21 protein-coding genes and 1 other annotated feature are annotated in these 23,519 nt (G+C 38.0%); of the genes, 6 read left to right on the top strand and 15 right to left on the bottom strand.

The window, feature by feature from the left end:
* Positions 1-191: 191 nt before the first annotated feature.
* The 3 genes from MHH95_RS12425 to MHH95_RS12415 all read left to right on the top strand — a co-directional run bounded on the left by MHH95_RS12425 (position 192) and on the right by MHH95_RS12415 (position 2,858).
* On the top strand, positions 192-1,163 hold the full coding sequence (locus MHH95_RS12425; RefSeq protein ID WP_340727831.1) for a TDT family transporter: 972 nt from the start codon (positions 192-194) through the stop codon (positions 1,161-1,163).
* Positions 1,164-1,229: 66 nt separating this feature from the next.
* Positions 1,230-1,802: a YdcF family protein gene (locus tag MHH95_RS12420; protein WP_340727830.1), complete on the top strand. Its 573-nt coding sequence runs from the start codon at positions 1,230-1,232 to the stop codon at positions 1,800-1,802.
* Between the two features lie 60 nt (positions 1,803-1,862).
* Complete coding sequence (locus tag MHH95_RS12415) at positions 1,863-2,858, top strand: LLM class flavin-dependent oxidoreductase (RefSeq protein WP_191699083.1); 996 nt, start codon at positions 1,863-1,865, stop codon at positions 2,856-2,858.
* A gap of 46 nt (positions 2,859-2,904) precedes the next feature.
* On the opposite strand, the gene MHH95_RS12410 is transcribed toward MHH95_RS12415, so the two are convergent.
* Positions 2,905-4,494, bottom strand: coding sequence for a 2-isopropylmalate synthase (locus MHH95_RS12410; protein WP_340727829.1), 1,590 nt, complete (start codon positions 4,492-4,494; stop codon positions 2,905-2,907).
* Positions 4,495-4,577: 83 nt separating this feature from the next.
* Positions 4,578-4,809, bottom strand: a binding site (T-box leader).
* 69 nt (positions 4,810-4,878) lie between these two features.
* Positions 4,879-5,862, bottom strand: coding sequence for a GMP reductase (gene guaC, locus MHH95_RS12405; protein ID WP_340727828.1), 984 nt, complete (start codon positions 5,860-5,862; stop codon positions 4,879-4,881).
* Between the two features lie 328 nt (positions 5,863-6,190).
* On the opposite strand from guaC, the gene MHH95_RS12400 reads away from it, so the two are divergent.
* Positions 6,191-6,991, top strand: coding sequence for an SAM-dependent methyltransferase (locus MHH95_RS12400; RefSeq protein WP_340727827.1), 801 nt, complete (start codon positions 6,191-6,193; stop codon positions 6,989-6,991).
* 280 nt (positions 6,992-7,271) lie between these two features.
* On the opposite strand, the gene MHH95_RS12395 is transcribed toward MHH95_RS12400, so the two are convergent.
* From MHH95_RS12395 to MHH95_RS12335, 13 genes are all read right to left on the bottom strand, one after another.
* Positions 7,272-7,997 carry an NAD-dependent deacylase gene (locus MHH95_RS12395; protein ID WP_340727826.1) on the bottom strand — a complete coding sequence of 242 codons (726 nt, stop codon included), beginning with the start codon at positions 7,995-7,997 and terminating at the stop codon, positions 7,272-7,274.
* Entirely contained in the window at positions 7,994-8,896 is a 903-nt protein-coding gene (locus tag MHH95_RS12390) for an acetamidase/formamidase family protein (protein WP_340727825.1), read from the bottom strand. The genes MHH95_RS12395 and MHH95_RS12390 overlap by 4 nt, the downstream gene beginning before the upstream one ends.
* A gap of 108 nt (positions 8,897-9,004) precedes the next feature.
* Positions 9,005-10,132 carry a M20 family metallopeptidase gene (locus MHH95_RS12385; protein ID WP_340727824.1) on the bottom strand — a complete coding sequence of 376 codons (1,128 nt, stop codon included), beginning with the start codon at positions 10,130-10,132 and terminating at the stop codon, positions 9,005-9,007.
* A 54-nt stretch (positions 10,133-10,186) separates the two neighbouring features.
* A complete protein-coding gene (locus MHH95_RS12380) occupies positions 10,187-11,098 on the bottom strand; it encodes a DMT family transporter (RefSeq protein WP_340727823.1) in 912 nt (303 codons plus the stop codon).
* 74 nt (positions 11,099-11,172) lie between these two features.
* Positions 11,173-11,469: a cytosine deaminase gene (locus MHH95_RS12375; RefSeq protein ID WP_191699091.1), complete on the bottom strand. Its 297-nt coding sequence runs from the start codon at positions 11,467-11,469 to the stop codon at positions 11,173-11,175.
* Between the two features lie 218 nt (positions 11,470-11,687).
* Positions 11,688-12,068, bottom strand: a complete 381-nt coding sequence (locus MHH95_RS12370; protein ID WP_340727822.1) for a hypothetical protein — start codon at positions 12,066-12,068, stop codon at positions 11,688-11,690.
* A gap of 10 nt (positions 12,069-12,078) precedes the next feature.
* Positions 12,079-13,008: an alpha/beta hydrolase gene (locus MHH95_RS12365; RefSeq protein WP_340727821.1), complete on the bottom strand. Its 930-nt coding sequence runs from the start codon at positions 13,006-13,008 to the stop codon at positions 12,079-12,081.
* A 144-nt stretch (positions 13,009-13,152) separates the two neighbouring features.
* The gene (locus MHH95_RS12360; protein WP_340727820.1) at positions 13,153-14,304 is read right to left on the bottom strand and encodes a toxic anion resistance protein; all 1,152 of its coding nucleotides are present in this window, start codon (positions 14,302-14,304) and stop codon (positions 13,153-13,155) included.
* 276 nt (positions 14,305-14,580) lie between these two features.
* Entirely contained in the window at positions 14,581-16,200 is a 1,620-nt protein-coding gene (locus MHH95_RS12355; protein WP_340727819.1) for an MFS transporter, read from the bottom strand.
* Positions 16,201-16,351: 151 nt separating this feature from the next.
* Positions 16,352-17,725: an argininosuccinate lyase gene (gene argH / locus MHH95_RS12350; RefSeq protein ID WP_340727818.1), complete on the bottom strand. Its 1,374-nt coding sequence runs from the start codon at positions 17,723-17,725 to the stop codon at positions 16,352-16,354.
* 149 nt (positions 17,726-17,874) lie between these two features.
* Complete coding sequence (locus MHH95_RS12345) at positions 17,875-19,086, bottom strand: argininosuccinate synthase (protein WP_191699102.1); 1,212 nt, start codon at positions 19,084-19,086, stop codon at positions 17,875-17,877.
* Positions 19,087-19,529: 443 nt separating this feature from the next.
* Positions 19,530-20,276, bottom strand: a complete 747-nt coding sequence (locus MHH95_RS12340) for an SDR family NAD(P)-dependent oxidoreductase (protein ID WP_340727817.1) — start codon at positions 20,274-20,276, stop codon at positions 19,530-19,532.
* Positions 20,277-20,326: 50 nt separating this feature from the next.
* Positions 20,327-20,776 carry an RrF2 family transcriptional regulator gene (locus tag MHH95_RS12335; protein ID WP_340727816.1) on the bottom strand — a complete coding sequence of 150 codons (450 nt, stop codon included), beginning with the start codon at positions 20,774-20,776 and terminating at the stop codon, positions 20,327-20,329.
* A gap of 206 nt (positions 20,777-20,982) precedes the next feature.
* Here MHH95_RS12335 and hmpA point away from each other — a divergent pair, with 206 nt between their 5' ends.
* Together hmpA and MHH95_RS12325 are read left to right on the top strand one after the other, a co-directional pair.
* Positions 20,983-22,143, top strand: a complete 1,161-nt coding sequence (gene hmpA / locus MHH95_RS12330; RefSeq protein WP_340727815.1) for an NO-inducible flavohemoprotein — start codon at positions 20,983-20,985, stop codon at positions 22,141-22,143.
* Between the two features lie 234 nt (positions 22,144-22,377).
* Entirely contained in the window at positions 22,378-23,433 is a 1,056-nt protein-coding gene (locus tag MHH95_RS12325) for an NERD domain-containing protein (RefSeq protein WP_340727814.1), read from the top strand.
* Positions 23,434-23,519 lie beyond the last annotated feature (86 nt).

Raw genomic sequence — 23,519 nt, 5'->3', positions numbered from 1 at the left:
TTTCAACTGTAAGGGATTTTCGGAAACTATGTCAAATAAACGGTAAGCTTAAAGTATTATATTAATTTCGTCTATTGCTTTTGCGGTTGTAGGATTAAAAATTACGAAGTAAAATAGATTATACTGAACAAATGTGTATGATTTTCGACATATTTCATAAAGCGTACACACACATATATTGGAGGAACATCGTGAGAAATTTATTGCAGGTTATCCCTATTCCGATTAGCGGCCTTATGCTCGCTTTCATTTCATTGGGGAATTTATTATTAAGTATGAATCAGTCAGTAACGGGACATTTTTTCTTTTTTATTGGCATACTACTGTTTATTTTAATCGTGGGGAAAATTCTTTTTGCTTTCTCTTCTGTAGTGAAGGAAATGCAAAACCCAATTATTGCATCTGTCTCCCCTACTTTTACAATGGGGACTTTATCAATCAGTAATGGGTTGCACTATTACGGTATTCCGGAAGCTGTAATACATCTTTTATGGAGTGCCGCTGCCGTTTTACAAATTGCTATTATTATATACTTCATCAAAACCTTTGTTTGGAAAAATAAAGTCACAATTTCGAATATCTTTCCAAGCTGGCTCATTTTGTTTGTAGGGACGGCTGTAATGCCTTTAACAGCCGGTAATTTATCAGGAATGTTCACGAAGAGTATTTTAATTTTTGCTGTAAGTGCATTTATTATTTTAGTGCCAATTATTATTTTACGTGGCTTTATTCGCAAAGATCTGCCTGAACCTACTATTCCGATGCTGACGATTTTAACTGCTCCAGTATCGCTTAGTTTGGCAGCCTACTTTAAGCAGTTTGAAGCGCAATTAGTTATTGTCGTCACTTTCTTTATCGTTGCACAGCTATTGTATCTTTTAGTATTAACGAAATTACCGAGTGCTCTTAAGCTCCCATTTTATCCAAGCTATGCAGCATTTACTTTCCCATTGGTTATTTCCGCAACAGCGACCAATGCAGTGATTCATTTCTTTGAACAGAGTGAAACGTTGAGTCATTGGTTAACGATCTATTTTTATTTCCAATTAATATTCTCTTCGGTTATGGTGCTTTATGTTTTCGTACGCTATATCAATTATTTAACAGTACAGCTACGCCAAAAGCGGGCAATTGTTACTGATAAAAAAGAGGCAATTTCTTAATAATATTAAAATATTGAAACATTCCCCCTTTAGACGTCGTATTATACATAAAAGGGGGGATTTTTTTTGAAAAGAGTCATTTTTGCACTTTTAATCATTATTTTAATATTAATACTCATTTATTTCTGGCTTGGCAAGGAAATGGATGCAGTACTAAAAAACGAGGCAGACGGTACCAATGAGTATGTCGTAATATTAGGCGCAAAAGTTAAACCCGGTGGTATCCCTTCCCTCTCTTTAAAAAACCGGTTGGATGTGGCATTGGACTATTTACGAAAACATCCTTCTGTTAAAGCAATTGTTACTGGGGGTCAAGGTGCAGATGAGGATCGAACAGAAGCATCTGTCATGGCCGATTATTTAATAGAACACGGTATTGATCAAAATAGAATTATGCTGGAAGATCAGTCTACCTCCACTTATGAAAACTTATTATATGCTAAAGAACTATTACCCGAAGAAGTAACAAACATTACGATCATCTCCAATGATTTCCACTTAAAACGAGCTGTCATACTTGCAGATAAAGTCGGCCTGCAAGCAGATGTTTTGGCAGCGCCTACGCCTAAATCAGTCAACACTAAATCTCGTATACGGGAGCGTTTAGCATTAATAAAAGCATATGTAAAAGGTCAATAATTTTACATTCCGTCTCTATTTCGTTATCGTAAATAGTAACGAATAGTAGAGGTGAACTAAATGAAACTTAGTATATTAGATCAAGTACCTATATCAAAAGGGATGTCTTCCACAGAAGCCCTAGCAAATGCCGTAAAACTTGCTCAGCTTGGCGATGAGCTAGGCTATGAGCGAATTTGGTTTGCTGAACATCATAATACAACATCGCTTGCAAGCTCGGCACCTGAAGTAACGGCTGCATATGTGGCTGCGAAAACAGATCGTATTCGAGTTGGAACAGGCGGCATTATGATGATGCATTATTCACCTTTTAAGGTGGCAGAGGTGTTTAAAACATTGGCTGCTTTAGCTCCTGGCCGAATTGATTTTGGTGCAGGACGCGCACCTGGTGGGGATATGCCTGCTATGACTGCTCTTGCTAGCGGACGTAGACCAGATGTGACGGAGCAATATGATAAGCTTGAGATTATTTTACGCTTAATGAATGAACAACGGACTGGTGAAGCCATTTACGATAATGTTGTCGCCGTTCCTTTTAAAGTAGAGCTTCCTCAAGGTTGGCTGCTCGGCTCCAGCGGACAAAGTGCAAGACAGGCCGGTGAAGCAGGAGTTGGCTATTCTTTTGCCCAGTTTTTCAACGGACAAATGTCTAAGTCTATTTTTGATGCCTATCGAAATAGTTTCCAACCTTCATATTTTATGGAGCAGCCGAAAATTATTACGACATATGCAGTAAGTGTTGCCGAAACAACAGAAGAAGCAGAATACTTATCGATGCCTATGCAAATTACGCGATTGAATTTAATGCGTGGTAAGCTTCTGAATGTACTGTCTCCTGAAGAAGCGAATGACTACCCATTAACGGAAATGGACAAAATGATTTTACAGCAAAACCGTCCGCTTATGTTAATCGGGTCAGCGAAGGAAGTTGTCAACCAGATGAAAGAGGAGCAGGAGTACTTCGGCTTTGATGAAGCAATGATTAACTGTAATCTCTATACAATTGACCAACGATTAAACAGCTATCGTCTATTGGCGGAAGAGCTTAATAAATAAAAAAAGTGCTAACAACGTCGTGAATTTGAACGTTGTTAGCATTTTTTTATACCGTCGCGATTGTCATTACAGGCTGCGGTGCTATTTTTGCTACGATGATACTATTAATCGCATTAATATAGGCTAATGCAGAGGCTTTTAGTATATCGGTATCTGCCGCTTTAGCAATGTATTTTTCATCATTGTGTTCGACAATGATTTTTACTTTTCCTAAAGCCTCCTGTCCACGGGAAACGGAGCTGATATTGTATTCAATAAGCTTTACTTGAATCCCTGTGACATCTGCGATTGCAGAGTACAGTGCATCAACCGGTCCGGAACCTACTGCGCTTGATTTAAATACGTCTTCTCCACGGCGGATTTTTACGCTGGCAGATGGGAATGTCGAATTAGAAATAATCTGCAAATCTTCAATATCATAAAATTGATCTGAGAATGTTTCTTTACTTGGATTATTCTTTTCCGATTTCTCATAGTAATTTTCAACAATGACATATAAATCATGATCATACACTTCCTTTTTCGAGTCAGCCAGCTTTAGGAAATCCGCAAAAACCCCTTCGAACTCTTCGTCAGTAAAATCGGTAAACCCTAATTTGGAAAGTGAATTTTTAACTGCATGACGACCTGATCTAGCCGTGAGTATTAACTCCATATCTTCCAGCCCAACATCTTCCGGATGCACGATTTCATACGCATCACGGGATTTTAACAGCCCATCCTGGTGAATACCTGAAGAATGTGCAAATGCATTGTCTCCCGTAATTGCTTTATTTACTTGCACATCAAGACCCATAAAGCTTGATACTAGACGGGAAGTATTCATAATTTCTTTCGTATTAATATCGGTAAATACATCATAAACATCACCGCGTGTTTTAATGGCCATCACTACTTCTTCCAGCGCCGCATTACCTGCGCGTTCTCCAATACCATTCATCGTTACTTCCACTTTATCCGCGCCATTTTTAATCGCTGCTAATGTATTGGCAGTAGCCATTCCAAGGTCATTATGACAGTGAACAGAAAGCAGTACCGAATCATCTAAATTTTTCATGCGGTAATTTAATTTCGCAATCATTTCTCCCCACTGTTCCGGTTCTGCATAACCGACTGTATCGGGTACATTAATCATCGTCGCTCCAGCTTTCATGACGGCTTCAATCGTCTTCCAAAGATACTCAAAATCCGAACGGGATGCATCTTCTGTGGAATATTGAACTTGTGGTAAAAGCGTCTTTGCATATTTTACTGCATCGATACCAATTTGCAGAATTTGATCTTTTGATTTACTGAATTTTTTTTCTACGTGAATATCCGATGTGCCAAGCACCATATGAATCATCGGGTTGTGTGCATATTTTACCGCATTATATACCGAGTCAATATCATCTTTTACAGCCCGTGCTAATGCAGTAATCATGATGTCTGAACTGTTTCCTACTTTTTTTGCAACTGCCTGTACTGCATCAAAATCGCCTTGTGAAGATGCTGGGAAACCGGCTTCAATAATATCAACACCAAGCTTTTTTAATTGCTGGGCAATCTCAACTTTTTCGTATAAATTCAGTTTCGCCCCAGGCACTTGCTCGCCATCACGTAATGTCGTATCAAAAACCCAAATTTTTCTACTCATTTTCATTTCCCCTTTTCATCTTATATTCATTTCAATGCAACAAACAGGAGCTCAAAATAAAAAACCCCGCCTCTATCCACTACGATAGAGACGAGGTTGAACTCGCGGTACCACTCTAAATTGAACGCTCATTGCTGAAACGTTCCACTTAACGACAATTGATGTCTAGTCTTTTAACGGTGACTGCCGACTTCCCTACTTATTTTCAGGTCGTAGCTCATGGACGAGTTCAATAGTTGTATCTGCCAGTTTCCACCACACACTGGCTCTCTAAAAGTATACAGGCTATTTACTATTTCCATTCATTGCTTAACTATTGTCTTGAAATGTAGTTTATCGACAATTTCCAAAGAAGTCAATAGTTATCTGAAAATTTAATTAATATTAAATGCGGTCGCCATTAAAAATAGAGTTTTTAACAACTGCATAATCAACTGTACGAATTGCGGCCAATGTTTTCCCACCTGAATAAGAGATGGAAGACTGCAGATCCTGCTCCATTTCTGTTAATGTATCGAAAATAGACCCTTTAGAATCAACATACATTTTCTTGCCTTCTACATTTTTGCGCTCGCCTTTTTGGAACTCCGATGCAGAACCGAAATATTCTTTCATTTGCTTGCCATCAATTTCAACCGTTTGACCTGGTGATTCCTCGTGACCTGCAAACAGTGAACCAATCATAACCATTGATGCACCGAAACGTATCGATTTTGCGATATCACCATGTGTACGAATTCCGCCGTCAGCAATAATCGGTTTCGTAGCAGCTTTTGAACACCAACGAAGTGCAGCTAATTGCCAACCACCTGTACCAAATCCTGTTTTAATTTTTGTAATACAAACTTTACCTGGTCCAATACCTACCTTAGTTGCATCCGCGCCTGCATTTTCAAGCTCACGAACAGCTTCAGGCGTTCCAACATTTCCTGCAATAACAAAGCTATTCGGTAAATGCTTTTTAATATGGCCAATCATATCGATTACTTGATTTGAATGACCGTGGGCAATATCAATCGTAATGTATTCCGGTACAAGCTGGGCATCTTTTAATTCTTCAATAAATGTATATTCTTCATCTTTTACACCAACCGAAATCGAAGCAATATAGCCTTGCTTTTGCATGCGGCGAACAAATTCTGCACGCTTTTCCGGCTGAAAGCGGTGCATTATGTAAAAATAGCCTTCAGCAGCAAGCTTCTCAGCTAATGATTCATCAATAATCGTCTGCATATTTGCAGGTACAACTGGAATTTTAAATGTATGGTTTCCTAATGTAATAGCAGTATCACACTCTGTGCGACTTTTTACTATACACTTTGCTGGTATTAATTGAATATCCTCATAATCGAAAACTGTATCTACCATTTTCAACACTCCTAAACACGAACATTTTTATTTGTTTTTACATAATCATTCGTCATTTGTTACTTTACAAAAAAATGAAAGCGATGTCAACCAAAAACGAATTATTTTTTAATGTTTATCAGAATTGTTCGGTTTTATATATTTTTTTCATGATTTTTTTACTTTCTTCAAATAAACATTGCTCCAATAGACAGGAAAATGATTTAATGAACAGAGGAAAAGGAGTCGATGAATTGATGGTAGTCCAGTTTATGAAAGTTAACGTACTTCAATATTGAGCTTTCAACTAATAGCTCAATATCATTAAAGATAATTGGAGCTGAAAAAAATGGAACATATACTAAACTGCATGAAAATTATTGGAGACGATACAATTCAACGGACGCAATTAACACATCGTCTTGAACTTGTACGAACTTTTCAATTGGAAAAAGGTATGAGGGTATTAGAAATCGGATGTGGTCAAGGGGATACAACCGTTGTACTTGCTGATGCTGTTGGACCTGCCGGGCAAGTTACAGCCATTGATATTGCAACTAAAGAATACGGTGCTCCTATTACATTAGGGGAAGCATCGGAAACAATTGCAAATTCTCCATTAGGGCAAATTATTGATTTTCATTACGAAACGGATTTTTTACAGTTTCCTATTGAAGAATCCTTTGATGTCGTCGTGTTATCCCATTGTTCTTGGTATTTTCAAAATGCTGAACTATTGGAATCTTATATGCAGAAAATACGGGCTGTAGCGAAGCGAGTATGTTTTGCAGAGTGGGACATTGATTATACGCTGCCAAGTCAGCGCGCACATTTCTGCGCTGCTAATATTTTGGCATTATATACAGCTTTTATTGAAGATGATGGCAATATCCAGAATCTATTTCATAAATCACTTATCAAAAAAATACTAGAAAATACAGGGTTTACGATTACGAATGAACAAACGGTTGAGGCAAGCTACTTGCAAGATGGTCAATGGGAAGTGGATTATAGCAATTACCTACTCAATGAATTCCCGCAAGTTCCTGCAAAAATTCAAACATTAGTAGAAAGCTTTGCCTACTTAATGAATGAGCAACAAGAAGCTGTATTATCATTAAATAGCTTTGTATTATGTGCAGATGCTTAATCTAATTTATAACAAAAAAATATAGAGACTGGGACTAAAACCACCTCAATATTAAAAGCTGTTCATATTTTTCTTATCGTAAAATATGAACGGCTCTATTTTTGTGTCTACTTTGAATACGTTGTTCTCCGTTACGGCGGACGCTTTCCTGGGGGTACGGGTCGAGCCTGTAGTCTCTCCCACGTACTTATCCCCTAGGAGTCGCCGCCTTCACTACAAACAACTAATTTTCCCTTCATTATCAATTAAATCTATAAAATAATTATATCAACTCTCTATTTTACCCCTTCGAATAACCTTCCAATGCTTCATCCAATTCCGCCAAAATTTCTCCCGCTGTACCTTCAAGCACTAAATCAAACTGTCCACTGTCTGAGGATTGATCCAAGTTAATATACACAAGCCTTCCTTTAGCCATCTGCGGCAACTGATTAACAGGGTATACTTCTAAGCTTGTGCCGATTACAATGACTAGGTCGGCATTTTGAATTTCATTTAATGAGCGATTCCATGCCTCCATCGGCAATGTTTCCCCAAACAACACAACATTCGGGCGCAATTTACCTAAGCAATAGGTGCAAATTGCATTATTTAAAAACTGCTCTTTAGCATGTGGCTTGTTGCACTTTTGGCAACGAGCCGTCAAAATATTTCCGTGTAGTTCCGCTACTTTTTTACTCCCCGCTTGCTGATGGAGCTGGTCCACATTTTGTGTAGCGATGAGTGAAATAAGACCGCGCTTTTCTAAATCGGCTAAAATATGGTGTCCTTTATGCGGGGCACATTTTTTCAACGCCTGAATCCTCATTTGATAAAATTCCCGGAACATTGCGTAATTTTTTAGCAGACTGTCTGTTGTAGTAACTGTACGAGGATCAATATTTTGCCACCAGCCCGATTGCGAACGGAAATCCGGAATACCCGACTCCGTAGACATGCCTGCTCCAGTGAGCACAACCGTTGTTTTCGATTGCTTCATCCACTGCGCTAATAATTCAACCGTCATAGCCATTCCTCGCTGTTAAGCGCTGTTAAATAACGGATAGGTAACTCCATACGAGCCGTTTTATTTGGATCCACAATTTGACTGATTTTTAAATTGCCTGCTAATGATAGTAAATGGATCGCTTCATCTTTTTTCAACGAAGTATAGGTTAAGACAGTCTTTACCATATTTTTTGTTGCATCGACTGTTGCTTCATCCAATGTAGGCTTCGATGCGATTGTCGATAAATGCCCGTCCCGAATTAAAAATGGTGTCGGAACTGGACAGTTTTTTAACACACGTACACGGACCGTTACTTCTGCCGGTACTTCTCCACCACAAACCGACACTTCTCCATCTCCCATCGCCGCATGGCAGTCTCCAAGAGCTAACAATGCCCCCTCTACATTGACAGGTAAATACAGTGTCGTACCTTCCGTAATAGCGGTCGTATCCATATTCCCACCATGTAAATCAGGAACACCGCAACTGATTGCTTGGCCAATAGGTGCTGTACCGATCACACCAATCATTTTGTTTAAAGGAATCGCTATGTTTTCCGAAAATTGAATTAGATTATTCTGAATTTTTGCCCGTTTAATCGATATTTCCGTTAGCTCATCACCTAAAACACCGAGTTCCGGACCCGTCATTAATGTAACGGTATCACCGATATCGATTTTTTCGATGAACACCTCCAGCACATCACCAGGCTTTGCGCCTTCTACATAGACGGGGCCTGTTGCGGGATTAATTTGATTCCAATCGAGTTTACTGACCGCCTGTGTTTCACTTTGGATTTGATTTGTAAAGCAGTCATACGTTTCAAACACAATTCGGTCCCCACTGTTAACACTAGCAGCTGCCGTATTGTTTTTATCCATTGCATAAATTGCCTGTTCTTTTTTTATATAATGCATGAATACCCTCCTTTACTCGTATAAAAAAAGCAAAAGCTTATCGTTTATAAACTTTTGCATCTATTCATAGCTTATCAAATCCACTTATTACATACTACAGATTTCCAATTATTCGTTTACTACTTCCAGTAAAGTGTTCGTTAACAATGCAAACCGTTCCACTATCTGATCCTTAATAATATGCTCATGCTCTGCGTGAATACCGTCTCCAACCAGTCCGAGACCATCCAGCGTTGGCGTATAAATAGAAGTGAAATTCCCATCACTGGCACCGCCAACTTCTGCGTCCTCCACTTCAAACCCAAGCTCCTCTGCCTCGCCTTGCGCAATTTCAAAAAGCTCTTCACTTTCCTCATCACGTTCCATTGGCGGACGGTTAATGCCCCCGTCGATATCGATCTTTGTCCGGCTATTAAATGGCTTTAATTTTTCAAAATAATCATCTATTCGCTCTTGTTCGGTTTTTGTACCAGATCGAACATCCACTCCAAGATGTGCCTCATCTGGGATGACATTTAATTTCCCTCCGCCTTGCACCATGCCGACATTTAATGTCGTTCCTTTTTCAAAATCATTTAAAGCCTCAATATTTAAAATTTGGCGTGCAGCTTCAGTAATGGCACTTACCCCATCACGAGGATTGTTCCCGGCATGTGATGCTAGTCCTTTAATATTTAGTAAATATCTTGATGTTCCTTTACGTGCGATTTTTAACTCACCGGACACTGTAACTGCAGGCTCTAGAATAAATGCTGCGACCGACTTTTTTGCTTCCTCTTCAATTAAAGCTCTTGAAGTAGGGCTCCCAATTTCTTCATCACTATTCAGGAAAAATACGACACGACGCTTTAACGGAAGATTCATCTGTTGAACATATTTAAAAAACCAAATCGCACTTACTAAGCCTGATTTCATATCCAAAATCCCAGGTCCGAAAATTTTATTTTCTTCTTCACGATATGGTAAGGCTCCAGCATCCCAAACCGTATCATAATGACCAATCATTAAAATTTGCTCTGTCCCTTCTCCCATCTCAAAGCGCAAATGATTCCCATTATGCTCCATTGCAAATTCAGTGGCTTTCCGATGAAAATAATCAAAAAATAACGACTGAATCACTTCCTTGCAAATATCTAAAAACTCTTTGTTTTGAGAGGGTGAATCAGCCAATACTAAGCGTTTAATATCATCCTTAATATCCTGTTCGTGCAGGCTAAAATAGTCCTTCGCTTCCATAAATACACCTCACATTTCCTTCCCTATACCCAAAAATGCCTAAGTGCTATACACTTAGACATTCATGGAATTTGATTTTTTTGTCCCTGCAATGGATAAATAGGTAATAAATAGGAGCATTAATAAAATTCCAAAATACTGCCACTTATATAAAATAGAGCCAAGCCAGACAACGGAAATGGCCATCGTTGTTAAAGGTTCGAAACTGGATAAAATACTCGTTTCTACAGGCGTTATGTATTTTAGACTTGTTAAAAATAAAATGTAGGCTAACGATCCAAAAATACTCATGGCAACAATTAGTAAAACGAGATTAGGATCCAATAATAAAACCCATTCATCACTTTTCCAAAGCTTTGCCTTTACGGTAAAAATTAGACCGCTCACAATCATTCCCCATCCAATAATGACAATAACGCCAACTTCAGCCATTAACCTCGCTGGATATAGTGTATAAAATGCATACGTAAAGCCTAAAAACAAGCCCCATATGAGCGCTTCCCCACTAACGAGCAAACTCGACACAGATCCGTTAGTAAGCAGTAAGAATAAGCCAAATAATGTACCCGCTATGCCGATTACCTGGCTACGTGCAGGAAATGCTTTAAATATAATTGAGGTATACACAATAATGAAAATTGGGGCTAAAAATTGTAGCAACGTAGCAATAATCGCATTGCTCACTTCAATGGATTTGACGAAAGTATATTGTAGCCCCGCCATGCCTACTATACTGAAAATGATTAGCTGTGTTGACCAGTATTTACTTTTCCATATCGAAAAAATTGATTTTTTTTGCAAAGCTATGATACTTAAGATAAAAATGCCGGCTATTATTAACCGAATGGCCAGCATAAAATCAGCAGTCATGGCCGTTTCATCCAGCATCCATTCCATCATCGGACCTGTTGCTCCCCAAAACATTGATCCGAAAATAATCATAGCTATGCCTTTCAATCGTTCCAAAATAAAACCTTCTTTCCTTAAACCTTGCATAAGGAAATTTTATCATTATAAAAGTTATATGAATATAAGAATTATTATTTAATTAGCTCAATCCAGCCGCTTTCCTTGATTGTTACTCGGGGTGAATAGTATTTTGGGGGTTCATAGGAAAATACAGTTTTTTCATAATCGTCTTTTACGACAAATACATTTAAAAATTGTATTTCATTTATCAATTTCCGAATATGCATCTTATCCGCTAACTCGGTTTTTTCGTTTAATAAAATCAGCAGTTCATTTTTTATACTTAATACGTCCCTCTCATTCGCTCTACGTATAACACTTTTTGGCATTTTTAGAAACTCGTCAATTTTCATTAAGTTTAATTCCATTTTCGTCTTCCTTTCCGTCAAACCAATACTTACAGTTCTTTAAAATTTAGCATTTCCACTTCTTACAGTATTGAGTATTTTATTATGTTATTTACCCAATTTCACCAAATTAACCCCTTATTAATCAAGTTCAGAAAATTAAAAAAGGGGTATGTCAAAGTTTCAAAAACCTTACACATACCCTACGACAATTGAATAGTTACTTCATATCGTATCTATTAACTTTTAAAAATATATTTATCAAAAATAATATGAATCCCACAAAATAAAGCAGCTCCGATTGCACCGATGATGGAGTAAAGGAACAGATCGGCTCCTTCGAAAAGATAAAGCGCGTACGGCATGGAAAAAGTAGCGCCGACAACGATATAACTGAACCATTTTATTTTTAGTGAACGGATAAACTTTTCAAAAACGAATGATGTCATTACACCAACGAGTAAAAACATCGGTGCACTTAAAACAATAAAAGTTAGTAGTAGCGTACTAAATGATAACTTACTTTCAGTAGCTGTCATAAAATTGACAATCGTCAATGCAAAGCTGAATAAAAATGTTGTGATGAGTGCAACAGTAAATTTGCGGCTTAAAGCTTGCACAGTATTCCCCCTATAAATCATTCAAAAAGGCTTCTATATGCTGAATTGTACTCTCAATTTCTTCATGAAAAACATGATTTTGTGTGAAATAGCTATGAACAATTCCTTCCATGACAATGCTTTTCGTAGGTGTTCCCATTTCCGATAACTTTTCACCAAATAGTAGCGCTTCGTCACGAAGAACATCATATTCAGCAGCCATAATTAAAGTCGGTGGAAAATTTGAAAACTCCTTTAATCGTAATGGTGCAGCCAGTGGATTTTGGGCATCATGAATAGATGATATGTAATGACGGCTAAACCATTTCATCACATCTTTATCAAGACCAAATCCTTTCTCAAACAGTTTATAGGAGTTCGAATGAAAGCTCAAGTCAGTAACGGGATATAATAAAATTTGTGATTGGATCGGAGGAAGCTCGCTATATTGGACAGCTAATTGACAAACCGCAATCGCTAAATTTCCCCCGGCACTATCCCCTGCCACCGAGATTTTCTGCGGAATGCCATTTAAAGATTCAGCATGCTGCACTGCCCATAAATAACTATCAAATGCATCATTAACTGGTATCGGGAATGGATGCTCAGGTGCTAATCGATATTCGACTGAAACGACAATGTGCCCGGTCGAAAAAGCTAAACGGGAACAACTTTCATGACACGTATCCAAGTCATTTAAAACCCATCCGCCGCCATGATAATACAAGATTATATTAAACGTTCCTTTTCCGTGTGGTGTATAAATACGTATGCCAATTTTTTCACCATCACGCATTGTTATGGAACGATCTTCAATTTTGGCTACATCGGCAAGTTGCACTTCTCTTTTCGGCAAATTCGCACGCATTTCCCTCGCCTCTTTATACGTCATCGATGCTAAAGACGGTAATTCCTTCAGATGATTCAAATATTGTTTCGTATGTTCGTATAAAGCATTCATTTTTCCCATCTCCTTAAATACTTTTATTCCTATAAGTTTACTATGTTATAAGAATAATCTAATTTCTAATATTTTGCAAATGGTGGCGATAAAAAAATCGGTTACTTTGCATGAAAGCAAAATAACCGATTTGTAAATGCACTACTAAATATTTTTTAACTTTTCATATTCAAGCTGCAGCTGCTCGATGCGTTTGCGGCCTTCTTCACGATTACGAACAGTTTCTGCCTGAATTTGCTTCGTTTCTTCAATCCCTGCAATAATCGTACGCCATGTTGTTTCGATTGTTTCCACTTTAATGCTCGGGCTTCCGGCTTGTCGGGCAATGTTCACTGAATTTTGTCGAACATTTTCCGCATTTCGAACAAGCATTTCGTTAGTACGGCGGTCTAATTCAGCCATCGAATCGGATACAAGCTTTTGGCGCTGCATTGTCACAGCATGGATAAGCCCTTGCTTAAAAATTGGTATCGTTGTGACGAACGCCGAGTTGACCTTACCGATAAGGTGATTGTTCCCTTGTTGCATAAGACGAATTTGCGGAGCTGATTGGAAGGATACTTGCTGTGCCATTTCCAAATCATAGCCGCGCTGCTCTAATAGCTCTATACCGCGCGTAACTGTTTCTAGCTCCATAATGGCTTCATGATCCCCTGCATCCGCTTTAGCCGATAAAGCGGGCACTTGCTGGCGTAAATCATTGACTTTAATATCAATAGCAGCAATATGCTCACTTAAAGAATGGAAATAATTCAGATTTTCATCATACATTTGCTCAAGCTGAATCGTATTGCGTTTCATTTCAACTTCGTATTTTTGAATTTCGTTGTAGACAACATCCACTTCTTTATTCATCGTATCGTATTTCGATAGAATGCGTTCTAGCTGCTCTTTACTTTTTGAAAACAGTTTTTTCAGGAAACCTTTTTTCTGCTCTTCCTGGAAGTCCTGCGGGTCAAAGCGATCCATAATTTTATTTAAATTATTCAGTAATGTCGTTGATTTTTCTAAATTGCTTTGTTTAATCGTTGCAAGCATACGGTCCGAAAACTTAGAAATGCCCTGTGCTGTTTCTTTCCCAAATTCCAACACCGCAATTTGATTTTTTACATCAATTTTCTGAGCCAGCTGCTGAACTTGCGGCTGTTGTTTTAATTGCTCCTGACGCTGGCGAATCTGTGAAAGCTCCTGTTCGGATACAAGCTGTTTTTGCGGTTGTTCAACTAAATCCGTCGTTTGCGTTGTATCCTGCTCTGTACGCTTATTTAAATCTTCAAATAATGGATTTTCGTTCATCATTAATTCCCCCGTTCTATGTACTATTAGTATTTACGTCAAAACAAGTGAAAAGTTTCATCCTCTTATTGGTAATTATAACTGAAACGAACTTTTAATATCTATAATATAGCAGCGATTTTAGCACCCCCACTTAAAATGACGAAAAAAATGCCCTTTTATACAAAAAGGACATTTTTTCAAGTCTACTATTGGGGGAGAGACTTCACACCCATACAGGCTTTGCATGAGTCTATAATTAAATTACCCCAAAGTCATTAATGTAAACCCATTATTTTAATGTTGTAAAGATTTATTTCGTATTGGCTTTAAAATTAGTCCAGTTACAAAAATACATATTGCAATGACAACGGCCGAATAAAATAGCCCACTATAACCGCTCTGCGCAGCCATTGTAGTCACTTCATTCACCGAGTTTAAAACCGCATTTTTTAATGCAGGATCCTGAATATTTTGAACAATGCCCATCATCTGCTGTTCAGAAAACTCTGCACCACCTGCAAACTGGCTGCCAATTTGCGCAAGCTCGGCTGTCGCTTCCTCGGTTAAATTGGCTTCTTGAACATTATTTTGTAAAATCGACTGGAAATCTGAATTAAATATTGCTGGGATTTCACTAAATCCACGGGCAATGAAGCCTGCATAAATCGTTGGAGCAATCGTCATCCCAATTGTTCGGATTAATGATAACGATGCCAGTGCAGTCCCTTTATTTGTTTGCAATTTCTCAGTCGCCAAAATATTTAAAGGTGCCCCTAATAGAACCCCCATACCTACACCACCAATGATCGATGCAATGACAAACTGCCACTTTGCATCCATCCATGCCGGGAACAGGAAGAACCCTATTGCTGCAACAATTCCTGAAAATAATACAGCTAATATCGGACCGCGTTTATCGACTAATATACCACCAACTGCCGCTCCAATCCCTGCTGCTATTGCGAGTGGTGTCATCCAATAACCGGCATGCTCGGATTTAATGCCCATAACCTGCTCTGAAAACGCGGGGATGAAGATCATCGCAGCAAGCATTGCTCCAGATAAAAGCCCAAGTAATAATGTTAATAAATACGTTGGCTGACGCATTAATGACACCGGTAATATCGGGTCGCCACCTTTTCGTTCCAAACGGGTTTCATAGAAATAAAGAATAATTAATAAAATAATTCCAGCTAATAAAAATGGATATACGTCTGTCGCCAATAACGATTTAAAGAAATTAAGCCCTGTAATATTTGTTAATCCGTACATAATTCCTAAAATAGCAATCGATAACATTACAGTTCCCGTCATATCGAGCTTCCCGGGAGTAGGATCTTTTATTTCCTCCAACTTGGTCATTCCCATAAATATAAGGAAAACGGCTATTGGAACATTAATTAAAAATAACCAGTGCCAACTACCTGTTAAACCCAAAATAACACTTCCGATATTCGGACCTAAAACGGCAGCAATACCATTCATCCCGCCAAGCATACCGAGTGCCTTCCCCTGTTTTTCTGCAGGCAATGTACTAACAACATAAGAGGTACCGATAATGAAAATACCACCGCCGCCCATAGCCTGAATGAACCGGGCAATTAAATAAAAAGTAAAGTTAGGACTAAGTGCTACAAGTAACGAACCGAGACCAAATAGTGCAATCTCCACGATAAATAACTTCTTCCGACCGTAACGATCTGAAAGCTTACCTACAATTGGTACACTAATTGCCAATCCGAGTGTATATAGCGTTACCCCCCATGCTCCCCAGTTTGCTTCCACATTGAAAGACTGATTAATTGTCGTTAAAGCCGCACTAATTATTCCATTATCAAGTGCGGCCATAAAAACACCTATGGCAAACAGTGTGATTGCCCAGGTTTGAGAAGATTTTGAATTGGTCACTTTCATTCACCTTTCTTGTTAAGATGACTAATATTATAACTCAAAAAAAACCTACTTTCTAAAAAAATTTAATGTAGGCAAAAGATTTAAATTGAGAGTTAAAAAACAGCAAAAAGATGCTCCATAATTTTTATGATTACAGAGCATCTTTTATGCATTATTTTAAGTGTGTTTTCGCAATTTCTATTTGATTTGCAACTTGCTCAAAGCCTGTGCCACCAAGTGAATTACGACGACGTACTGCTGCTTCTGGAGCTAGCACTTCATAAATATCTTCTTCTATTAAAGCGGATTCCTTTTGCATGTCAGTTAAAGGTAAATCTAATAGATAAATACCTTGTTGGATGCATGTAAATACTAGTTTCCCTGTTACTTCATGCGCTTCACGGAATGGCATTCCTTTTGTCGCTAAGTAATCAGCAAGCTCTGTCGCATTGGAGAAGTCTGAATGAACTGCACTATGAAGACGTGGTTTATTCACGACCATTGTGCGTACCATTCCTTCAAAGATTTTAAGAGAACCAAGTACTGTTTCCATCGTATCAAACATGCCTTCTTTATCTTCCTGCATGTCTTTGTTATACGTTAATGGCGTGCCTTTTAAAACCGTTAAAAGACCTACTAAATTACCGAATGCACGGCCCGCTTTACCACGGATTAATTCTGCCATATCGGGGTTTTTCTTTTGAGGCATAATCGATGAACCTGTTGAAAATGCATCATCCAGTTCAATGAATTTAAATTCATCTGTCGACCAAATTATAATTTCCTCAGCAAAACGGGATAAGTGTGTCATTAATAATGCCGAATTCGATAAAAACTCCACGATGAAATCACGGTCACTTACCGCATCCATTGAGTTGGCATAAACTTGAGAAAAGCCTAGTAATTCCGCTGATTTAAGACGATCGATCGGGAAAGTTGTACCTGCCATCGCACCGGCACCTAATGGTAAAATATCAATGCGCTTCATCGATTCGATAAAGCGTTCTTTATCACGCTCTAATTGCCAGAAGTATACCATTAAATGATGTGCAAAGCTTATCGGCTGAGCACGCTGTAAATGCGTATAGCCCGGTGCTATCGTCTCGATATTGTCCTCTGCTTGCGCAATAATTGTTTTTTGGAAATTCTCAATTAACCCAACTACTTCAGGCACACGTTTCTTTAAGAATAAATGCATATCTGTTGCTACTTGATCATTTCGAGAACGTCCAGTATGTAGTTTTCCGCCTACTGGTCCGATTAAATCGATTAGCATTTTTTCCAAATTCAAATGAATATCTTCATTTGCAACTAAGAATTCCAACTCCCCAGCTTCCGCCTTAACCTTTAATTGCGCTAAGCCGTCTAGAATTTTCGCTACATCTTCAGCTGGTAATATACTTTGTGCACCTAGCATTGTTACGTGTGCAACAGATCCTTCAATATCTTCCAATACTAATTGTTGATCAAAGCCAATTGATGCTCCGAATTCGTCGACCCAGCTTTCCGCTGATTTTTGGAAACGACCGCCCCATAATTTTGCCATAATGATTTCTCTCCTTATCCGTTTTGCCTCGGCAGCTTTGTGTCTGACAGAGGCTTTAACTTCGATTAATGACCATAACCGTACCTAATAATTGAAGTTAAAAGAAGAAGCGACTCGGGAACCGAATCGCTCACTTCACTATATTTTAATTATTTTACTGTTTGTTTCGTATTTTTTGCAATTTCAGAAGCAACAACAGTTGGCATACCCCATAGTTCGATGAAACCAACAGCTGATGCATGGTTGAACTTGTCATGCTTAGAATACGTAGCTAATTCTTCAGAGTATAAAGAATTTGCTGATTTACGGCCTTCTACAATCGCATGGCCCTTGTATAATTTCACACGTACTGTACCGTTTACATACTTTTGCGTTTCTTTTAAGAATGCTTCTAATGCAGTACGGATCGGGTTGAACCAAAGACCGTTATAGATGATCTCAGATAATTTATGCTCAATGATTGGCTTGAAGTGTGCAAGCTCTTTCACTAATGTGATATCTTCCAATTCTTTATGCGCAGTAAGTAACACTTTCGCACCTGGAATTTCATATACTTCACGAGATTTAATACCAACTAAACGGTTTTCAACGTGGTCGATACGGCCAACACCATGTTTACCTGCTACTTTATTCAATTCTTCAATTAAATCTGCAAGTTTCATTTCATTACCATTAATAGAAACGGGTTTACCTTCAACGAACTCGATTTCCACATATTCAGCAGTATCCGGTGCATTCTCTACCGATACTGTTAAGCCATATGCTTCTTCAGGTGGCGCTACCCAAGGATCTTCCATTACGCCAGCTTCGTTCGCACGGCCCCATAAGTTTTGGTCGATTGAGAATGGTGAATCGATTGTTGCCGGGATTGGCACACCGTGTTTTGCAGCGTATTCGATTTCCTCATCACGGCTCCAGCCCCACTCACGTACAGGTGCTAACACTTCTAAATCAGGATTTAACGCTTTAATCGATACTTCAAAACGTACTTGGTCATTCCCTTTACCTGTACAACCGTGTGCAACAGCATCTGCGTTTGTTTCATTTGCAATTTCAACTAATTTTTTTGAAATTAATGGACGAGATAATGCAGATACTAATGGATACTTTTGCTCGTACCATGTATGCCCTTGTAATGAGATAAGTGCATATTCTTCCGCAAATTCGTCTTTTGCATCGATCATATATGATTCAATGGCACCTACTTGAAGTGCCTTGTTTTTAATAAATTCAAGGTCTTTTCCTTCACCCACATCTAGACATACTGCAATTACGTCCCAACCTTGTTCTTTTAACCATGGAATTGCTACTGATGTATCAAGACCACCTGAATATGCTAATACGACTTTCTTATTTGCCATGTTAATTGCCCCCAAATGATGTATGTTTATACAATGTAATAAAAGTTTATACACGAATAGTACCATGTTATAAAAATAAACGCAACTGCATTTATATAAAATTTTAGAGTTTTTTGTACTATCTAAAAACATTTATTTTGATGGTTTCAGTACTTACTCGTTTTTGCATAAAAATGCTAATATTTGCATGGATTTAAAAATTGGCTAGAAAATGAAAAACCAATTTTCTCTGTGAAAAAATTGGTTTTTCTGCTCTACCAGAATAGATTTCCGTTACGGGGACGCTTTCCACAGGCGTGGCCTGAGCCTGTAGTCTCAGGCTCACGTTATTCCCGTTGGAGTCGCCCCTACACTCCAATCAATTCATATACTATCTGTTTTATAATATAGGTTAATCCGTTATACCATGAAATCTATATATAATATGTTCCTCAATAACTTCCCTATTTCTTATTAAAGAATCCTTTTCCTAAAAATTCGACGAGTACAGGTGCGACTGCATATAGTTTACTTGTCACACTCATAATACGAGGTAAATTCACTTCACGTGGCTTCTTTTCAATAGCACGTACTACTTCGGTCGCAACTTTTTCCGGTTGGATTAAAAACTTTCCGATAGCTTCACGGTAAGCGTTTGATGCATCCGCTTTTTTAATAAAGGGTGTATCGATGGGACCAGGATAAATTCCTGTTACAAAGATATTGTAATCGCTGAGTTCCATTCGAAGACCGTTTACAAAACCTGTTATGGCATGTTTACTCGCTGCATATACACTCGCTTTTTTTGTTGCGACCTTCCCTGCTTGTGAGCCAACGAAAATAAAATGACCACCATTTTTTGCAATCATGGCAGGAGCCAGCCTTTTCGTTAAATAAATCGGCGCACGAACATTTACATCCAACATTGTGTCGATTTCCTGATCGGATAAATTTACCGCGCTCTCAAAATAGCCGAGTCCCGCATTTAATATCGCGACATCAATTGGCGGTAATTGAGATACGACATCCTCTATATCAGAAGTTACCCGTAAATCCGCTTTAATGGCAATAGCACCAATACTTTTTAAATAGTTTAATGCACTTTCATTTCGTCCTGTTGCATAAACTGTATGCCCCGCCTTTACAAGCATTTCCGTTGTAATCCGTCCGATGCCGCTTGTAGCACCCGTAATAAAGATTGTTTTTCTCATAATTTCCCCTTTTTACCATTGTTTTTTTATATTAAAAAACTAGTAAACAGTTATTTACTAGTTTCGTTTATACCAAATAATTCACTTAAAATGTCTGTCGATACGAGAACATCTGCCAATGTATAGGAATCAAGTACAGCTAAATAAGCTTTTAATGCTTCAGCCAATGCAAATTTTAGCCTGCACTCGGGTGATATTTTACAAAGATTGCTTTCAGGATTAAAACACTCAACTATGTGAAAATCCTCTTCCGTTTTACGGACTACCTCACCGATATTAATTTGTGTTGGATCTAGTGCCAGACGAATCCCGCCTCCGCGTCCACGGATTGTTTCAATATATCCATGCTGTCCTAAATCATAAGTAACTTTCATTAAATGATTTTTGGAAATTTGATACGCATTTGCGATTTCCTGGATTGTTACTAAATGTTCTCTACCACGTACACCTAAATACATGAGCGTACGTAAAGAATAATCTGTATATACTGTTAAGCGCACGCTGTTCACCATCTTTCTTCCCTTTCAGTATAACATTTTCTAAGGTTTGGTCGACTAGAACGACTTAATTTTAAAAGATGTATTTTTGATATATCTTTGTGACAGATTTGTTAAAGATGTATTTTTGATATTGCTTTAAATTTTACTGAGCAGTATATTGAGTGTGCAAGAAATAATCTAACCAACTTTGAGGGGACGTGCAATGTATGTTAGCACAACAAACAATTGATACAATTAAAGCTACGGTACCGGTATTAGAAGTACACGGACTAGCTATTACAAAAACTTTCTATTCAAACCTTTTTAAAGATAATCCGGCACTATTAAACATCTTTAATCATACAAACCAAAAGAAAGACCGTCAGCAAACGGCTTTAGCAAACACAGTGTATGCAGCAGCAGTTCATATCGACAAACTGGAGGCAATCGTTCCGGCTGTTGTTCAAATTGCGCATAAGCATGTAAGTTTAGGTATTTTACCAGAGCATTATCCGATTGTAGGACAATATTTATTAGCAGCGATTAAAGAAGTACTTGGAGACGCAGCTACTGATGAAATTATCGATGCTTGGGGTAAAGCTTACGGCGTCATTGCGGATGTATTTATTTCAGTGGAAGAAGATTTATACAAAGCAGCAGAAAATGCTGGAGGCTGGCGCGCATTCAAGGAATTTACGATTGAAGAAGTGGTTGAAGAAAGCGAAGCAGTAAAATCATTCTATTTAAAACCTGCAGATGGAGCGAAATTACCTGCATTTAAAGCTGGTCAATTCATTACATTGCGTACACAAGTACCAGGTGAAGAGTTCTTAATGAACCGTCAATACACAATTACAGACGGAACGGATGACTATTTCCGCATTTCTGTTAAACGTGAAGACGATGTAACACCAAACGGCATTGTTTCAAACTTCCTGCATAACGCAGAAATCGGCACGAAAGTAGATGTTAGTGCTCCAGCAGGTGTATTCACATTAGTACAAAATGATAGCCCTGTTCTATTCATTAGCGGCGGTGTTGGTGTAACACCACTACAAGGCATGCTTAAAACAATGGAAAGCCGCCAAGCATCATTCATCCAATGTGCCCGCAACGAAAATGTAGCAGCATTTAAAGAAACAATCGAACAAAATGTAGCAGCTACAGACGGTAAATACAAAGCAGTTTATTCTGATCTGGACGGCTATGTAACAAAAGCCCAAATCGAGGAATTCCTCGTACCAGGTATGGATGTGTATGTATGTGGCCCAACTGCATTCATGGAAACTGTGATTCAATATTTGGTCGAGCTAGGTGTACCGGCTGATAAAATTCACTATGAGTTCTTTGGTGCAGCAATGGCGTTGCAGATTAAAAAGACGGTTTAATTATTAGATACAATTAAATAAGAAGAAAAACCAGTTTCCGGTTGTTTGCCGGTGACTGGTTTTTCTGTTTGTCTACTAAAACGACAGCATATGCTTGATCACCGTTTGTTACCACACAAAGAAAACCTCAACATTTAATGTAGATTTCTTTGCAATCTAATCTATATTGAATATTTGTGATAAAATGTAAATAATATACATTTTACGATAACATAAATCGGAGGTTTAAATTACATGGAATTCAAACAGGTTGGCTTTCTTAAAAGAATGGCAAATGCTTTAACGGACAAAGAAAAATTAAAAACATCTATCCTTGTCAAAGAATCGACAGAAAGTGTTCAGCTAATTGAACAATATAAAAAAGAACTAGAACATACACAAGATTTGAATACACAAAAATCCCTTAATGAAAAAATAAAGCTAATAGAATTAGGGTTAAAAGGTGAAAACAGTGTCCTTTTTGAATTACAAAATTCGTTTTTACCATTACATATACTGCACGATGTTCGAGTCTTTCATAATGATTTAAAAGCTCAAATTGACTTTGTAGTTCTTACAAGGAAGTTTCTATTGATAATTGAAGTGAAAAATTACTACGGCAATATTTTAGTCAATGAGAAAGATGAATTTATTCGACAAGCTTATAAAGGTAACAAATTAGCATTTCAGGAGGGATTCTATAGTCCCGTTCGCCAAGTGGGAAGACAAGTCGAAATATTTGAATCGTATATGAAGGACATGGGGGCAGTTAGTCGAACACCCATTAAAAGTGTCGTTGTTTTTACAAATAACAGAACCGTAATTAATTCAAAAAAAGCTAGTAAACATGTAAAGGATAAAATACTGCGCGTAGACGGCTTAGTTGAGTTTATAAAAGGAGAACTAAAAAACCCTTCTCCCGTTCACTTTATGGATAACCGCATGAGAGAAATGAGCGAATATATTAAAGCCTCGCATTTTAAATATTCAAATACTGATGAAGAAATGGACACAGTGGAGATCAAACTTTTAGAAGAAACAATAAATAATCAAAGTGAAAGTAACGTAACCATTACACCCGTCAAACCAAATCATACAGAATTAGAAGAAGCATTAAAAAAGTTCCGTATGAAATTAGCCACGGAAAAAAACATGAAAGCATTTCACATCTTTACTAATAAAACATTAGAAGATTTATTAGAAAAGCAACCAAGAAGTCTAGACGAATTAAAATCAGTTAACGGACTTGGTGAAATGAAAATCAATTCTTTTGGAGCGGAGATAATTGAAGTTATACAGAAGCATCAGTGAGAAATTGACTACTTTGGATATTATTTGAGTGGAATGGGAACCCCTTTAATTCAATAAAGGGGTTCTATTAAATATACTGGAGTACT

This window comes from Solibacillus sp. FSL K6-4121, from assembly GCF_038002585.1.
GTDB classification, from domain to species: domain Bacteria; phylum Bacillota; class Bacilli; order Bacillales_A; family Planococcaceae; genus Solibacillus; species Solibacillus faecavium.
The sequence above is the reverse complement of the archived record's forward strand: the minus strand, read 5'-3'. Positions and strand labels throughout refer to the sequence as shown.

Bases quoted from the DNA above. Each gene is read 5' to 3' on its own strand.
- MHH95_RS12360 (WP_340727820.1), bottom strand. From the start codon at position 14,304: ATGAACGAAAATCCATTATTTGAAGATTTAAATAAGCGTACAGAGCAG.
- MHH95_RS12325 (WP_340727814.1), top strand. From the start codon at position 22,378: ATGGAATTCAAACAGGTTGGCTTTCTTAAAAGAATGGCAAATGCTTTA.
- guaC (WP_340727828.1), bottom strand. From the start codon at position 5,862: ATGGTAGATACAGTTTTCGATTATGAGGATATTCAATTAATACCAGCA.
- MHH95_RS12375 (WP_191699091.1), bottom strand. From the start codon at position 11,469: ATGGAATTAAACTTAATGAAAATTGACGAGTTTCTAAAAATGCCAAAA.
- MHH95_RS12385 (WP_340727824.1), bottom strand. From the start codon at position 10,132: ATGGAAGCGAAGGACTATTTTAGCCTGCACGAACAGGATATTAAGGAT.
- MHH95_RS12340 (WP_340727817.1), bottom strand. From the start codon at position 20,276: ATGAGAAAAACAATCTTTATTACGGGTGCTACAAGCGGCATCGGACGG.
- MHH95_RS12365 (WP_340727821.1), bottom strand. From the start codon at position 13,008: ATGAATGCTTTATACGAACATACGAAACAATATTTGAATCATCTGAAG.
- MHH95_RS12390 (WP_340727825.1), bottom strand. From the start codon at position 8,896: ATGCATTATATAAAAAAAGAACAGGCAATTTATGCAATGGATAAAAAC.
- hmpA (WP_340727815.1), top strand. From the start codon at position 20,983: ATGTTAGCACAACAAACAATTGATACAATTAAAGCTACGGTACCGGTA.
- MHH95_RS12400 (WP_340727827.1), top strand. From the start codon at position 6,191: ATGGAACATATACTAAACTGCATGAAAATTATTGGAGACGATACAATT.
- MHH95_RS12410 (WP_340727829.1), bottom strand. From the start codon at position 4,494: ATGAGTAGAAAAATTTGGGTTTTTGATACGACATTACGTGATGGCGAG.
- argH (WP_340727818.1), bottom strand. From the start codon at position 17,725: ATGGCAAAATTATGGGGCGGTCGTTTCCAAAAATCAGCGGAAAGCTGG.
- MHH95_RS12345 (WP_191699102.1), bottom strand. From the start codon at position 19,086: ATGGCAAATAAGAAAGTCGTATTAGCATATTCAGGTGGTCTTGATACA.
- MHH95_RS12415 (WP_191699083.1), top strand. From the start codon at position 1,863: ATGAAACTTAGTATATTAGATCAAGTACCTATATCAAAAGGGATGTCT.
- MHH95_RS12355 (WP_340727819.1), bottom strand. From the start codon at position 16,200: ATGAAAGTGACCAATTCAAAATCTTCTCAAACCTGGGCAATCACACTG.
- MHH95_RS12395 (WP_340727826.1), bottom strand. From the start codon at position 7,997: ATGACGGTTGAATTATTAGCGCAGTGGATGAAGCAATCGAAAACAACG.